The organism is Collinsella sp. AM16-21 (assembly GCF_003471905.1).
GTDB lineage: Bacteria > Actinomycetota > Coriobacteriia > Coriobacteriales > Coriobacteriaceae > Collinsella.
In genome coordinates, this window is the sequence record NZ_QRKJ01000002.1 from 54,887 (window position 1) to 69,997 (window position 15,111).

A 15,111-nucleotide genomic window follows, 5' to 3' on the forward strand; every position below is an offset into this window, starting at 1 on the left:
TTAGCGGGGCACGTTAGATCGACTATGCGTGTCAGACATCAGCTCATCGTGGGAAGGAATCGGCAATGAGCAAGAACGTGAATAAGAACATCAACGGCGGCGCTGCGGGTAAGACGAAGGCCGCCGGGCGCATAGCGACGGTTGCCGCGGCGACGATCGCCATGACGGGCGGGTCGCTGCTGTCTCCGCTGACCGCGGTGGCACAGGGCGCGAACGGTGCCGACGCTACTGGGAAGCCGGCTGCGGTGCTGTCTCCGTTGACGAGCGCGGCCGCTGCTAGTACTGGCGCGGGCACGGTGTCGGCGGCGCAGAAGGTCGCCAACCTGCAGGCTGCGGTCGATGTGGCTCGTGCTAAGGCCGCTGCCGCCAAGGCCGATCTGGAAACGGCTGCTGTTCCCTACGATGTCGCTGCCGCCAACCAGCAGCAGGTGCAGGGTGCCTATGACGCGGCCCGTGGTGCGAGCGATAGCGCGGCCTCTGCTGCCTCGGCCGAGCTGGAAAAGCAGATGGGCGCTGCGCAGGACAAGGCCGATGCGGATGTCAAGGCGCTTGAGAACGCTCAGGCTGCGCTTGATGCCGCCAAGAAGAATCTGACGGACAAGGACGAAGCCCTGGCTACCGCCCAGAAGGCATCCCGCGATGCCCAGTCTGCTCTCGAAGCTGCACGGGCTGCTGCATCCGATGCCACGCCCGAGGCCGTAGCCGCTGCCCAGGCTGCTGCAGAGCAGGCAGCAAGCGACCTGGAGCAGGCAAAGCAGCGGGCCGCCGATGCGCAGGCCAAGCTCTCGGATGCCCAGGCCGCTGTCGCTGTCGCCGCTGTCAAGCAGCAGAACGCGCAGGGCAAGCTTTCGGCAGCTCAGCAGGCAAAGGCCGCGGCAGATGCGGACGTGGATGCCGCGCAGGCGAGCTATGACGCGGCCAAGGCCGATCTGGACCGAGCCGAGCAGGGCGCTGCGGGGCCGGAGTACGAGGCCGCCAAGGCAAAGGTGGTCGCTGCGTCCGAAGCCCTGACCGCCGCCAAGGCCGCGCAGTCGCAGCGCGAGGGTGAGCTTGCTGCCGCCGAGCAGGACGCTGCCGCTGCCCAGGGCGAGGTGCGGACTGCCCAGCAGACAGTTGCCGACCAGCAACAGGCTGCTACCGATGCTCAGTCCAAGCTGGATGTCGCTGTTGCCGCCAAGGCTGCGGCAGATGCCGCTCTTGACCAGGCCAAGACCGATCATGCCAGTGCGCTCACGGAGCTTGCCGATGCCCAGGCCAAGCTTTCGGCGGCCAAGGACGAGAAAGACGCTGCCGACAAGGCGCTCGATCAGGCGAAGGCCCAAAAGCAGCAGGCCGACCAGGCTGTGGCTCAGGCCCAGGCAAAGCTCGATGCCGCTCAGGCAACGGCGAACGCATCGGCAGAGAACTACCGCCAGGGTGCTATCGCGTTCTTTAAGAGCGTGGGTGCCGACGATGCGGCGGATATCATCCTCAACTGCAAACTCGCTAGCTATAACAAGGTGGGTGAGGAGGTCGACGCGACGAGCCTGGCCAACATGAAGCAGGCGGTTGTGTGGCTCAAAGCGTGCAACGAGTATCGCGCAAGCGTTGGCCTAGGCGAGCTCAAGGTGACGTATGCCATGATGGCGACTGCCATTGCGGATGCGAACTTCTCCGACACGAAGATCGATCACGCCAGGCAGTTCGAAGTGGGCGAAAACGTGGCATGGAACTACGGAAGCAATCCGTTTAAGCAGTGGGTCGATCAAGAGAAGGCCGTCTTTGACGCTGCTGCCGCCTCGCTGGGCGCGACGGGCCTTACGGGAAAGCCCGCTTACGATTTTTATACGATGCATAGCTCCGAGATTGATAACTACGCTGCGAAGCATGGTGGGTTAATTCGCTCAGTCGGCCATTACATCAACGTGATCAACCCCGATTACACCGTGACGGGCATGGGCGTTTGCACGCGAGGGACGCTGTACGGGAGTACACAGGCGCAAACATTTGTATATTCTGGTCAATGGTATAAGCCGTATAACCTCAATCCGATGACGGTTGCAGAGTATGAGGCTGCGTTGAATGCGTGGTGTGACTCGTTGGCAAATCCCGAGCAGGGCGTGGATGCGGCACGCAAGGAGCTTGCTGTGGCGCAGGGCGTGGCCGACGATGCCGGCAGCAAGGTGAGTGCAGCATCGCAGGCCGTTGCAGCAAAGCAAACCCAGGTTGAGCGCGCTGCCGCTAACGTTGATGTCGCGGCAACCAAGGCCTCGGAGGCCCAGGCTGCCGTGGCGCAAAAGCAGGCTGCAGCTGACGCCGCCGCGCGTGCCGTCAGCGATGCCCGCGCCGATTTGAGCGCTGCCAACGCCGCTGTTGCGGCAGCGCAGGACGCCGTGGCCGCCAAGTCTGGCGAGCTCGACATTGCCAAGGGCAAGGTGGCTGCTGCCAAGCGCGCACTGGACGCCGCTCGTGCCGGTGTTGGCGACAAACGGGATGCACTTGCCGCGGCCCAGGATGAGCTAGCGGCGTACTCAGCCGATATCGCCGCTGCTCAGCGTGCGTTTGATGCGGCGTCGTCTGCACTCGAAAGCGCGCGTGCCAATCAGCGCGAGGCGGAGGCCGAACTTCTTGCCACCCAAGGCGATGCCGATCAGGCAGGCATCGATGCTGCTGCCACTCAGGTGGAGCTCGATATGGCGCAGCGGGCTGCAAGCGATGCCGACGCCGTCGTGGCAACGGCTCAGGCAAAATCTGATGCAGCTGCCGCCCGCGCCTCTCAGCTTAAGAATGCCGCCGCAGCACTTGCCAAGGCCACTGGGGACAAAGCGACTGCCGATGCCGCGCTCGATGCAGCGGCGATGGCCGTGAGCGATGCCGAGTATGACGTGGTGGAGGCTGACGATGCCGTGGTGGATGCGACTGTCGCGCGCGACGCCTCTGCCGCCGCGGTTGCCCGCCTGCGCAGAATCAATATTGCCGAAGCCATTGTCAACGGCAGCACTGACGATGCGGACGAGGTACTTAACGCCAAGATCGCTGCGGCCCACGATGCCGCCGAGCGTGCCGCGACCGCCAAGGCCGAACTCGATGACGCCGTGGCTGCGACGGATGCCGTGGCGCCGGCATACTTGGAGGCGCTCGCCAACTACACCGCCGCCAAGGTCGAGCTCGACCAGGCTATTGCCGAGCTTAACGCCGAGATCGCTCGCCAAGAGGCCGCCGACCGCGGAAACGGCGAGCAGACCCAGCCCGTCACGCAAGTGACGTACCAGGCCAAGCATGCGGAGGCAAAGACCGAGGCCACGACTTGGCAGACGGCGATGCCCGCCACGGGCGATGCGTCCGAGCTGCTGGGTGAGACCTTCGTGATCGGCGGCACGGTCCTGGTGGCCGCCGGCGTATTCCTGTCCGATAAGCGCCGCCAGCTGATCCGTTAGGGACAGGGAAGCGCGCTGTTTTTGGCGCGCACCGCAGGGGCATGGGCTCTGCGGCGCGCGCCGCCTTTTTCTTCAAGATTGATTAAGGAGGGATATATGCAAATAAGAGGAGAGGCCGCGATCGCCTGCGGATTCATGGCGGGTCTGGCAACGGGGTTGCTGTTCGATGGATGTTTCGACAGCTATATCAATCGATTCTGCGATTTTGGTTTTTCGAGAGGCAAGCCTTGGAAAACAGCGCCAGCTCGTCAAGAGGTGGCTGCGCCCATCGAGCCCCGCAGTGTGGATACCTCAAAAATCAAGGTAATCGTCACTAAGAACGGCAAGATTTACCACCGTTCTACGGGGTGCAAAAGCCTTCCTCAAAACGCCATTAAAACAAGCGTACCATTAGCGGCTGCACTCAAGCGAGGCAAGACGCCCTGCCCAACATGCTGCCCGCCAACAGTGTGCTCGATCTAGTTTTTTGGGTGTTTGATCCGTTTGGATGGGAGAACGAAGGGTAAGCCCTAAGGGATACAGATGCCGGCCCGGCCTGCAATTTCTTCCATTGATTTGTCCAGAGTCGCACAGCACGGAGGTGTTGTTTGATGTCTATTTTCGTTACCGGAGACGTTCACGGTGTTGCCGAGTATGGGGCGAGTCGCTTCTCGTCGCGCGTTTGGCCATTGGGTCGAACGCTGACGCGCGATGACGTTGTCATCGTTGCCGGCGACTTTGGCTTTATATGGAGCGGCTCGAACACCGACAAATACTGGCTCGACTGGTTTGAGTCCAAGCCCTGGACCACGTGTTTTGTCGACGGCAATCACGAGAACCATCATCTGCTGGCGGGGCTGCCAATGCGTGAGTGGAACGGAGGCCTCGTTCACGAGGTTCGCCCGCACGTGCTGCACCTGATGCGCGGCGAGGTGTTCGACATCACGGGGACCACGGTGCTCGCCATGGGTGGCGCCGCGAGCCATGACAAACAGTGGCGTCAGGAGGGAAAGACGTGGTGGCCCGAGGAGATGCCGAGTGAGCGCGAGATCAAACACTGTCGCGCCTCGCTCGATCGCGCGGGCTGGAAGGTCGACTATGTTGTGACGCACGAGGCGCCGGTCGATTTGGCTGACGAGCTGTGCATGGAGTGCAATCGCGAGTTCTACGACGATTCGCTGCAGGCCTTTTTGGGCGAGCTCGACGGGCGGCTCGACTACCGCACCTGGTTCTTTGGCCATTACCATGACGATGAATGGCGCGATGACAAGCATCGTCTTATCTACCAAGATATCGTGCCGATCGAAGCGCGATGTGCCGATGGGCAGGATGAGACGGCGAGTGACTATTTTGAGCAAGTGCGTTAGGAGGTCCCCATGATCTGGTTTACCAGCGATACCCACTTTGGGCACGAGAACATGCTGCGGCTCGCCGACAGGCCTTGGTCGACTGTTGGGCAGATGAACGACGCCATGGTCGCTAGCATTAATAGCAAGGTCGCTGCGGATGACGAGCTTTACATTTTGGGTGACTTCAGCTTTAAGATGACGGTCCAAGATGCCTACGAGCTGCGCAAAAGCATTGCATGCAAGCGCGTCCATCTGCTGCCCGGCAACCATGACAAAGACTGGACGCAGCCTGCGGTGGCGGATGCTTTTATCGTCGAGCCGCCCATTTGCGTGCTCAAGATCGACCGTCAAAAAATCGTGCTGAGCCACTATCCCATGGTCGATTGGCAGGGCATGTCGCACGGTGGCTGGCATCTGCACGGACATATCCACAGCTGCGGCGGCGCGTACAACAAGTTCAACCTTCGGCAGGGACTGCTGCGCTATGACGTGGGCGTGGACGCCAGCGGCTACGCTCCGGTGAGCTTGGAGGAGCTCAAGTCATGGTTTGCGCAGGTCGACGAGCCGGCGTGTTGCGTTAAGTGGCCGTGGTGGGTCAACGCCACGGGCGATGAGCAGGTCGAGCACGATCTCGAAACCTATAAGAGGGAAGTGGTGATCCGATGACAGTCTATGTGACGGGAGATATTCATGGCGGCCTCGACATGCAAAAGCTGCGCGATTGGGACCTTGGGGATAGCCTGACGAGCGACGACTATCTGATTATCGCGGGCGACTTTGGCTTTCCCTGGGATTTCTCTGCCGAGGAATGTGCCGACATCGCTTGGCTGGAGTCGCGCCCCTATACCGTGCTGTTCGTCGACGGCAACCACGAGCGTTTCGATCACTGGGCGGAGCGTCCCATGGAGCTGTGGCACGGTGGGCTGACGCAGCGTCTGTCGGATACCTCCCCCATACGGCGCCTGACGCGCGGCGAGGTTTTTGAGCTCGACGGCTCAACGATCTTTACCATGGGCGGCGCCACGAGCGTGGACAAAGAATACCGCATTCCCTATTCCAGCTGGTGGCCGCAGGAACTGCCGGACGAGCGCAACTTTGAGGAGGCGCGGGCAAAGCTCGACAGCGTGGGTTGGAAGGTCGACTACGTGGTCACCCACACCTGCTCTACGCGCATGCTTTCGCCCACGCTTTATCCGGCACCCGGCTGGAATTACCCCGCCGTTGATCGGCTTACGGCATTTTTCGATGAGCTGGAAGACCGCTTGGATTACAAGTGCTGGTATTACGGGCATTTCCATCGGGATGCCAACCCGGCCGAGCGCCACGCCGTGCTCTACGACTGCATCGTTCGCTTGGGCGACGAACTCCAGTCCTGGGATGTTGCGTAGAGGCGGGGTGGCTGGCTACTCGACCGTTACAGTGATGTTCTCCCGATGCGCGCGGATGACGTCCCAGCTAAAGTGCTCGACCAGCTGCTCGGCGGTACGCGGCGTGGTGTCCGGCGCGATGCCTGTTTGCCCGGCGAGCCATCCCAACAGTGCCTCGGGTGTGCCAAAGCGGGTGCGGAGCTCGCCCAGGTCCAGATCGCAATCGCGCTTGGAAAGGCGGCGGCCGTCCGGCGACATGAGCAGCGGAATGTGCGCGTAGCGCGGTGTGGGCAGTCCCAGCAGATGTTGCAGATAGATCTGGCGCGTCGTGGAACCAAGCAGGTCGCATCCGCGTACGATCTCGGTGACGCCCATGGCAGCGTCGTCGACCACCACGGCCAGCTGATAGGCAAACACGCCGTCGCTGCGGCGCACCAAAAAGTCGCCGCACTCGGTGGCGAGTGCCTCGCATTGGGCTCCGTACGTGCGGTCCACGAATTCGATCACGTCGCCGGCGAGGTCGTCGACGTCGGGCACACGCAGACGCGTGGCCGGAGCGCGCAGGATGCTGCGGCGGGCAACCTCCTCGGCAGAAAGGCCTCGGCAGGCGCCGCGGTAGATGGGCGTGCCGTCGCTCGCGTGCGGCGCGCTTGCGGTGTGGAGCTCGGCGCGCGTGCAAAAGCAGGGATAGGTGAGGCCGGCGTCTTGCAGCTGGTGCAGGGCGTCCTCGTACAAGTCCAGGCGATCGTGCTGGTAGTAGGGGCCTTCGTCCCACTCAAGCCCCAGCCAGGCTAGGTCGTCAATCAATTGGGCGGCAAGTTCCGGGCGCTTGCAGCGATCGTCCAGGTCCTCGATGCGCAACACGATGCTGCCGCCCTGGCTGCGGACCGAAAGCCACGCGCACAGGCAGCTGAACACGTTGCCCAGGTGCATGCGGCCCGAGGGCGACGGGGCGAAGCGCCCCACGACGGGCGCGGGAGCGGCCGGCGTCGTTGGCGCGTCGGCGGCGGTTGTTGCTATGTTGCGTGCGTTGATGTCCATGCGGACGAGTATAGCGCGGGGCGTGGTGGGGGAGACGCTGCCGTGGCCTGCAAGTTGCTGAGGCCACACGTTGCGCGTGCCGGACCACCGGCTCGGCGCCTTAATCGTCGTCAATCAATCTAGCCCTCAAACGACAGAAACCCCGGCAGCTCTTCGCAACTGCCGGGGTTTCCGCGGAAAAGGGGGACATGATCCTCAAGCGGACGGCAAAGGGGCAAACCGTTTTCGCTCAACTGCTTTATGCCCCTCAACTGGCGGCTCAATCAGCGCATGCCGCGCCCACACAAAGCCGCTACACCTGTGATGGAGCTATGAAGTGGTATCTATTGCCGGAGCGGGCTATGCCAAGGAGTGTCCCAGATTGCCGGCAGATAAGGAACGTCCCCAGGTGCCGGCGGCGGGCGTGACTTTTGTCCCGTTTTGACGCTCCGCTGACCTAGATGTTCGTCACATGAACTCGCAAACGTGGGACAATGACGCTACTGGTACCACAGACAAAGGATGTGCCTATGAACGCCCCCGTTGCCCAGCCCTGTCGGCAGCGCCGCCTGTTTGCGCGGTTCGCTTCCGTCTGCGCACTCGTCGCGCTTGCGTTGTTGCTGCTGCCTGCCGTCGCGCACGCCGACGGCTACTCCATGAGCCAAACCTATATCGGTGCCACGGTTGAGGCCGATGGCTCGCTGACCGTTGTCGAGGGACGCCAGTTCGATTTCGACGATGACATTAACGGCGTGTATTGGGATATCAATACAGGCTCTAACCAGCAAGGCGGCTCGGTGGTCGTCAATGTGCTGAGCGTCGAGGAAGACGACACTGCGTTTAACAAGGTCGACAGCGCAAATAAAGGCGACGACGGCGTTTACACGGTGGAGCAGTCCGACGACGGCGTAAAGATTAAGGTGTTCAGCCCTCACGAGAGCGGCGACAGCGCAATCTACTACGTGAGTTATTCCATGACCGGTGCGGTTATGAACTGGGCCGATACCGCCGAGCTCTACTGGAAATTTGTGGGTGACGGCTGGTCTGCGGACTCCGATGACGTCGAGATGGAAGTCTACTTTGCAAATGCCGCTGCCGGGACGGCTGCCGTCAAGGGCGATAACTTCCGCGCATGGGGCCACGGCCCGCTGACGGGCGACGTGTCGCTCGATGCGGACGAGCCCATGGTCACCTATACCATTCCCTGCGTGCATGAGGGCGAATTCGCCGAGGCACGCATCGCCTTCCCCAGCGACTGGGTGCCGCAGCTTGCCGTCTCGGGCGAAAAGCGCATGTCGACGATTCTGAGCGAAGAGAAGGAATGGGCCGACGAGGCCAACGCTCGCCGCGCTCACGCTCGCATGATTGCCAATGCGCTTGCCGTGCTAAGTGTTGTCGCGGCGGTGGCCTTTACCGGCACAATCGTTGTGCTCAAGCTGCGCCGCCGCAAGCCCAAGCCGCTTTTCCAGGACGAATATTTCCGCGATGTGCCTTCGGCCGACCATCCCGCCGTGCTTTCGGCCCTCATGAGCTGGAACGAGGTGCCCGATCAGGCATATATCGCCACGCTTATGAAGCTTACCGACGACCGCGTGATCAAGCTGGAAGAAGCGACCGAGACCAAGAAGAAGGGTCTGCTCCGTCGCGAAAAAGAGGAGCAGACGTATCGCATCACAGTGACCGACGAGGCCTGGAAGGCTGCCAAGAAGGACGGCATCGATCGCGATGTGCTCAAGGTCTTCTTCGCCGGCGTTAAGCCCGATAAGGACGGAGTCCGTTCGCGCACGTTTAGCGAGCTGGAGGAGTACGCTAGCGAGCGCACCACATCTGTTGGCGACAAGCTCGAGGACTATCAGAGCACGGTTAAGGGCAAGCTGGAGGCGCGCGAGCTTATCGCCTCGGACGGCACCATCGCCCTGGTTGCCGGCTTGGTTCTCGGCATCATTATTGTCTGTGGCATTTTGGGCTCTCTGTTCTATGCCGACTTTGCGGATGCCAATGTCGGTGCCGCTATGATCTCGATCCCCGTCACGATCGTGGGCTTTGTCCTGAGCTGCACCTTCCGTCGCTACACGCCGGAGGGCGCCGAGGTGGCGGCTCGCTGTAAAGCGCTCAAGCATTGGCTTGAGGACTTTACGCGCCTGAAGGAGGCCATTCCCAGCGACCTGATCTTGTGGAACAAACTGCTGGTGATGGGCGTTGCCCTGGGCGTTTCGAAAGAAGTGCTGCGACAGCTGGCCGAGGCCGTGCCTGCGGACCTGCGCAACAGCGACGATTTCTACGACAACTACCCCTGCTACTGGTGGTATTACCATCACTACGGCAACGAGTCCCCGCTCGATTCGTTCAACGATGTGTACCACGAGACCATCCGCGAGCTGGCTTCGAGTTCCGATAGTTCGAGCGGCGGCAGCGGCGGCGGCTTTTCCGGTGGCGGCGGTGGCGGCGTCGGCGGAGGCGGCGGCGGAACGTTCTAACGGTCGTAAATTATGGGATGGGCTTTTCTCGACAGCCGTCGGGGAAAGCCCATCCCCTTTTTACGCGCTACCTACGAAGACTGTCCCCAGCAACTAGTCATTTAAGAACGTTCCTAACGACTAGGTGCGGTTGCTGCCAAGGAGTGTCCCGGGGTGCCGGCACAAAAGGAACGTCCCTAGCTGCCAGGTTTAGGCTGTTAGATCGAGTTCGTAGAGGAAGCTTTCGCGCGGCATGTCGTGGCGGCGCTCTTCGCGGTTGGCGCGGTGCGTGGCCGTGCGCTTAAAGCCGTGCAGCTCGTAGAACTTCCATGAGCAGTTGGAGTCGGTGTACAGGTGCGCTCTTGTCGCCCCGCGCGAGGACAGGTGCGAGACCGCGGCGTCGAGCAAGACCGAGCCAACGCCCAGGCCATGGACATCGCGATCCACGGCAAGCAGCGTGACCTCGTTGTCGTGTGGCAGGGGGCTGCTTTCGAGCAGACGGTTGTTGGTGCGGATGGTTGCGCGCACAAACGAGAGATACTCGGCGCAGGCATCGGGCTCCAGCTCACGCATCTGCGATAGCAGCGCGCGCTCGGTATCCATCCAATGTTCATTGACGGTGGCGCCGGAGCTTTGCCCCGCACGCGCGAGCGCAATGCCGCGCGCCTGGCCGTCGATGACGGCAACCTGCGAAAACGTCGACGACGAAAGGCAGTAGGCAAGGTCGCACGCGGCCTCAAGGCGGTTGTACTCATCGTTATCCGAATTGTTATGCCAAAGCTGCTGCAGAATCAGCGCGATGGTGTCGAAGTCTTCGGTATCAAACGGTCGGTAGAGAACCCGCGAGACCATGATGCCTCTTTCTTTTGCGGATGCATATCGAGCACAGTTCTACCACGCCATTGGCATCGAATTATGGTGCCCCTGTGTTCCATGAACTCACCGCGCCCGGTGCCGCGCCCATGCCCTCCGCTCGCAAGCTTTTTCTGCACATGCGACCGTTGCGGGGTGCATCGACGCGCTCGATGCGCTACATTGAATCAGTATTTTCAATGCCGCTGCGCGAGCGCTGCAGATCGACGTATCACCGACTCACAGAGCACGGCGGCGTACCAGACAGGAGGACTGCATGGGATCTGATGTGAAGATCGCACGCGCGTTGATCTCGGTTACCGATAAAACGGGTGTCGTCGATTTCGCACGGACGCTGGTCGATGACTTTGGCGTCGAGATCATCTCTACGGGCGGCACGGCTCGTGCCATCGAGGACGCGGGCGTTCCCGTAACCCCCATCGAGGAGTTCACGGGCTATCCCGAGATGATGGACGGCCGCGTTAAGACCCTGCACCCCAAGGTTCACGGCGCGCTGCTGGCCCGCCGCGATTCCGAGCAGCACATGCAGGAGGCCGCTCAGCACGGCATTAAGCTGATCGACTTGGTCGTCGTCAACCTGTACGAGTTCGAGAAGACCGTTGCCAACCCCGAGGTCACCTTCGCGGATGCCATCGAGCACATCGACATCGGCGGTCCCTCCATGCTGCGCTCTGCTGCCAAGAACGCCACGAGCGTTACCGTCATCTCCGATCCGGCCGACTATGATGCCGTCCTGGCCGAGATGCACGAGACCGGCGGTTGCACCACGCTTTCCACCCGTCGTCGCCTGCAGGTGAAGGTCTACCAGACCACCGCCGCCTACGACACGGCTATCTCCCGTTGGCTTGCCGCCCAGGCAAGTGACGTGGCGGATACCTCTGCCAAGCTCGAGATTTCGCTGGAGAAGGTCGACGACCTGCGCTATGGCGAGAATCCTCAGCAGAAGGCTACGGTCTACCGCTTTGCCGAGGGCTGCGAGAACACCGCGAGCTCGCAGTTCCCGCTCGTTGGCTCCGAGCAGATCCAGGGCAAGCCGCTCAGCTACAACAACTATCTGGATGCCGATGCCGCTTGGAACCTGGTCCGCGAGTTCGACGAGCCGGCCTGCGTGATCCTCAAGCACCAGAACCCCTGCGGTTCTGCCGTTGCCGAGGACATCACGGCTGCCTACGACCGCGCCTTCGCCTGCGATCCCAAGAGCGCCTTCGGCGGCATCATCGCCTGCAACCGCGAGGTTCCCTATGAGCTGGTCGAGCACTTTGCCGATCAGAACAAGCAGTTCGTCGAGGTCATCATCGCCCCGAGCTACACTGCCGAGGCGCTCGAGCGCATGGCCAAGCGCCCCAACCTGCGCGTGCTGGCTACCGGCGGCGTGGACCACGGCGCCCAGGTGGAGCTGCGCTCCATCGACGGCGGCATGCTGGTGCAGGAGGTCGACCACGTGACCGAGGACCCCGCGACCTTTACGTTCCCCACCGACCGCAAGCCCACCGACGCCGAGATGGCCGAGCTCGAGTTTGCCTGGAAGGTCTGCAAGGGCGTTAAGTCCAACGCCATCCTGGTCTCCAAGGGTAAGGCCGGCATTGGCATGGGCCCGGGTCAGCCCAACCGCGTCGACTCTGCGCTACTTGCCTGCGAGCGTGCCGAGGACTTCTGCGAGCGCGAGGGCGTGGAGAAGGGCGGCTTTGCCTGCGCAAGCGACGCATTCTTCCCGTTCCGCGACAACGTCGACGTGCTTGCCGCGCATGGCGTGACCTGCATCATCCAGCCCGGCGGCTCTAAGCGCGACGACGAGAGCATCGAGGCGTGCAACGAGCATGGTATTGCGATGGTCTTCACGGGCGCCCGCCACTTTAGGCACTAAGTTTCGCCTCGGGACAAAATAATCTCTGCAAAAGACGGTCGCTCCGTTTGGAGGGCCGTCTTTTTGGTATAAGAGGACGGAATGACTAACACGAAAGGTATGACCATGCCCCAGATTGATGATGCCGAGCTGTTTGGCAATGCCGAGGATCAGCGTGCGTACGAGGACTTTTGCGCCAATCAGGAGGCGGTCGAGAAGTTTACGCTCGACAAGCCCGCGCTTATCTGCCGTTGGCGCATGTCCAACAAAAAGGTGCCCATGCTCAACCGTCACATTCGCGCGCTGTCCGAGCGCTTGGTGCAGGGCGAGCCGCTTACCCATAACATGCTCAGCTGGGCCAAGCAGCACGTTGAGTGGTCGCTTGCCGAGGGCGATTACACCGCGCACGACGGCGTGCTCATGCTGGTGATCGACGTTAACGGCAATGCCGCCATGACGGTGGGTGAGTACGAGCCGCTGGCCGATACTTCGGCCAAGGCGCTGCGTGCCCGCTCCGCCGAGGCCCGCTCCGAGGCCGACGAAACCGGCGTGGCGCCCGAGCTGCTCGCTGCCGTCAACAACGGCGAGCTGGCCTTTGTGGCGCCGGCGGACGAGTGCCTGTGTGGCACGGCGACGCTCATAGAGCAGCTGGCCCAGACCAAGGGCATCCCGGTCACGCGCGTAGACATTCCCGCACAGCTCAAGGGCGCCTTGTTCCTGGTAAGCGACGAGCACGGCGTGGTGCCTGCCACCGACGCCGACGCCGCCGAGTCTGATGCCGCGACGGTCGCCTTCTTTGCCGACGGCTACGAAAAGCTTCGCGCCCGCCGCTAAATGATTATTCTGGGACGGGGATTATTTAATCATTTGATCCCCGCGCCCGCTGCGAGCGAGGGGCGATTCGAACGCTTTCGTTCGCGAACAGTTCTGTCATCTTAATGCCGCGCGAGGCGCGCACCGGCGACTTCGCGGCAATAATGGCAGTAAGACAACCAAGAGGGGGGAACGGAATCCATGGCGCTGATCTATATCGTTGAGGACGACGAGCCCATTCGTCGTGAGCTTGCCGATATCCTTGCCCGTGCCGGTTTTGAGGTCGAGGCCTGCGAGTCGTTCGAGCATGTCTCGCGTGACATCCTGGCCGCTGCACCCGACTTGGTACTGCTCGACCTGACGCTTCCCGTCAAAGACGGCCAGCATATCTGCCACGAAGTCCGCCGCGAATCCGAGGTTCCCATCATCGTCCTCACGTCGCGCACGACCGAGATCGACGAGGTCATGGCCATGACGCTCGGCGCGGACGACTTCGTTTCCAAGCCCTATAGCGCCCGCGTCCTCGTGGCGCGCATCAACGCGCTGATGCGCCGCACCACGGCGGCAGGCGAGCGTAGCACCATGGTCCACAAGGGGCTGGAACTCGACCTCGCCCGCTCCGCGGTCACCAACACGGCAACCGGCGACAGCACCGAGCTCACCAAAAACGAGCTGCGCATCCTCTCTCTGCTCCTGAGCCGCGCGGGCAAGATCGTCTCGCGCTCGGCCATCATGCAGGACCTGTGGGACTCCGATGCCTTCGTGGACGACAACACGCTCACCGTCAACATCAACCGCCTGCGCACCACGCTCGAAAAAATCGGCATCAAGGGGTATTTGACCACGCATCGCGGCCAAGGCTATTCGGTCTAGGGGCCGGCTATGTCGTTTGGCAAGTTCTTTAAAGATGCACTGCTTCCCGTCGCCGTGTGGACGTGCGGCGTGCTGCTGAGCTGCTTTGTGCTGACGGTCGCCGGCGCACCCGTTTCTATCGTGGTCGTGGCGGTTGGCGTGTCCTTTATCTTCGGTATGCTCGGCATCGTGATCGAGTACGCTCGCCGTCGCCGTTTTCTGCGTCAGTTGGAGCGCGCGGCAGAGGAGCTCGAGAGTCCCGCATGGGTGCAGGAGATGGTGCAATGCCCGACCTATGCCGAGGGCGAGCTCGAATACGAGGTCTTGCGCCGGGTGGGCAAAGCTGCCTGCGACGAGGTTGCCGAAGGCCGACGTCAGACCGATGACTATCGCGACTATATCGAGAGCTGGGTCCACGAGGCCAAGCTGCCCCTGGCGGCGGCCCACCTGATTTTGGAAAACCTGGACGGCAGCGAAGACGACCTGTCGCGTGTGGATGACCTGGGTCGCGAGCTGGCTCGCGTGGAGCGCTATATCGACCAGGCGCTGTACTATGCGCGCTCGGAAGTCGTGGAGCGCGACTACCTGATTCGCCGTTGGGATCTCAAGACCTTGGTGACGGGCGCGATTAAAGCCAACGCGCGCGAGCTTATCGCGGCGCACGTGGCTCCGGTGTGCGAGAACCTCGACTTTGAGGTCTTTACCGACGAGAAATGGCTCGAGTTTATTCTAGGCCAGCTTATTCAGAACAGCATCAAATATGCGCGCGAGGACGGCGCAAAGATCGTGTTTTCGGGCGCGTTGCTGGACGAGGGCCTGGCGAGCGAACGCATCGAGCTTACCGTCGCGGACAACGGCTGCGGCGTGAGCGCGGCCGACCTGCCGCGCGTGTTCGAGAAGGGTTTTACCGGCGACAACGGCCGCACCACCAAGCGCGCAACGGGCATTGGCCTCTACCTGGTGGCGCGCCTGTGCTCCAAGATGGGCATCGACGTTACCGCAGCCTCCGACCCCGGCGAAGGCTTTGTCGTAACATTCGCCTTCTCGACGAATAAGTTCCAATATTTCGAGTAGCGCACACGGCAGACGTCCACCCAAACAAAACGTGCCGCCCCAACCGGGGCGGCACGCCATCTTTTATCA

Annotated in this window: 12 protein-coding genes; 10 read left to right on the plus strand and 2 right to left on the minus strand. The window is 62.0% G+C overall.

Annotated elements, in window-relative coordinates; genetic code table 11:
• The first annotated feature begins 65 nt into the window (after nt 1-65).
• The 5 genes from DW180_RS01955 (at nt 66) to DW180_RS01970 (ending at nt 6,132) form a co-directional block, all read left to right on the plus strand.
• Nucleotides 66-3,416 carry a CAP domain-containing protein gene (locus DW180_RS01955; RefSeq protein WP_118237174.1) on the plus strand — a complete coding sequence of 1,117 codons (3,351 nt, stop codon included), beginning with the start codon at nt 66-68 and terminating at the stop codon, nt 3,414-3,416.
• A 21-nt stretch (nt 3,417-3,437) separates the two neighbouring features.
• Nucleotides 3,438-3,878, plus strand: a complete 441-nt coding sequence (locus DW180_RS10130) for a hypothetical protein (RefSeq protein ID WP_147349712.1) — start codon at nt 3,438-3,440, stop codon at nt 3,876-3,878.
• 128 nt (nt 3,879-4,006) lie between these two features.
• On the plus strand, nt 4,007-4,762 hold the full coding sequence (locus tag DW180_RS01960; RefSeq protein WP_118237176.1) for a metallophosphoesterase: 756 nt from the start codon (nt 4,007-4,009) through the stop codon (nt 4,760-4,762).
• A 9-nt stretch (nt 4,763-4,771) separates the two neighbouring features.
• Nucleotides 4,772-5,410 carry a metallophosphoesterase gene (locus tag DW180_RS01965; protein WP_117766411.1) on the plus strand — a complete coding sequence of 213 codons (639 nt, stop codon included), beginning with the start codon at nt 4,772-4,774 and terminating at the stop codon, nt 5,408-5,410.
• The gene (locus DW180_RS01970) at nt 5,407-6,132 is read left to right on the plus strand and encodes a metallophosphoesterase (RefSeq protein WP_118237178.1); all 726 of its coding nucleotides are present in this window, start codon (nt 5,407-5,409) and stop codon (nt 6,130-6,132) included. The genes DW180_RS01965 and DW180_RS01970 overlap by 4 nt, the downstream gene beginning before the upstream one ends.
• A gap of 15 nt (nt 6,133-6,147) precedes the next feature.
• Here DW180_RS01970 and gluQRS read toward each other — a convergent pair whose 3' ends face one another.
• Nucleotides 6,148-7,266 carry a tRNA glutamyl-Q(34) synthetase GluQRS gene (gene gluQRS / locus DW180_RS01975; RefSeq protein ID WP_255413429.1) on the minus strand — a complete coding sequence of 373 codons (1,119 nt, stop codon included), beginning with the start codon at nt 7,264-7,266 and terminating at the stop codon, nt 6,148-6,150.
• Nucleotides 7,267-7,661: 395 nt separating this feature from the next.
• Here gluQRS and DW180_RS10205 point away from each other — a divergent pair, with 395 nt between their 5' ends.
• Nucleotides 7,662-9,608, plus strand: coding sequence for a DUF2207 domain-containing protein (locus DW180_RS10205; RefSeq protein ID WP_158566360.1), 1,947 nt, complete (start codon nt 7,662-7,664; stop codon nt 9,606-9,608).
• A 189-nt stretch (nt 9,609-9,797) separates the two neighbouring features.
• Here DW180_RS10205 and DW180_RS01985 read toward each other — a convergent pair whose 3' ends face one another.
• Nucleotides 9,798-10,439, minus strand: a complete 642-nt coding sequence (locus DW180_RS01985) for an N-acetyltransferase (protein WP_117843648.1) — start codon at nt 10,437-10,439, stop codon at nt 9,798-9,800.
• A 277-nt stretch (nt 10,440-10,716) separates the two neighbouring features.
• Here DW180_RS01985 and purH point away from each other — a divergent pair, with 277 nt between their 5' ends.
• The 4 genes from purH (at nt 10,717) to DW180_RS02005 (ending at nt 15,042) form a co-directional block, all read left to right on the plus strand.
• A complete protein-coding gene (gene purH / locus DW180_RS01990; RefSeq protein ID WP_118237180.1) occupies nt 10,717-12,324 on the plus strand; it encodes a bifunctional phosphoribosylaminoimidazolecarboxamide formyltransferase/IMP cyclohydrolase in 1,608 nt (535 codons plus the stop codon).
• An 81-nt stretch (nt 12,325-12,405) separates the two neighbouring features.
• Nucleotides 12,406-13,137 carry a hypothetical protein gene (locus DW180_RS01995; RefSeq protein ID WP_117759752.1) on the plus strand — a complete coding sequence of 244 codons (732 nt, stop codon included), beginning with the start codon at nt 12,406-12,408 and terminating at the stop codon, nt 13,135-13,137.
• Nucleotides 13,138-13,317: 180 nt separating this feature from the next.
• Nucleotides 13,318-13,989, plus strand: a complete 672-nt coding sequence (locus DW180_RS02000) for a response regulator transcription factor (RefSeq protein WP_117640391.1) — start codon at nt 13,318-13,320, stop codon at nt 13,987-13,989.
• A 9-nt stretch (nt 13,990-13,998) separates the two neighbouring features.
• Complete coding sequence (locus tag DW180_RS02005; RefSeq protein WP_118237182.1) at nt 13,999-15,042, plus strand: sensor histidine kinase; 1,044 nt, start codon at nt 13,999-14,001, stop codon at nt 15,040-15,042.
• Nucleotides 15,043-15,111 lie beyond the last annotated feature (69 nt).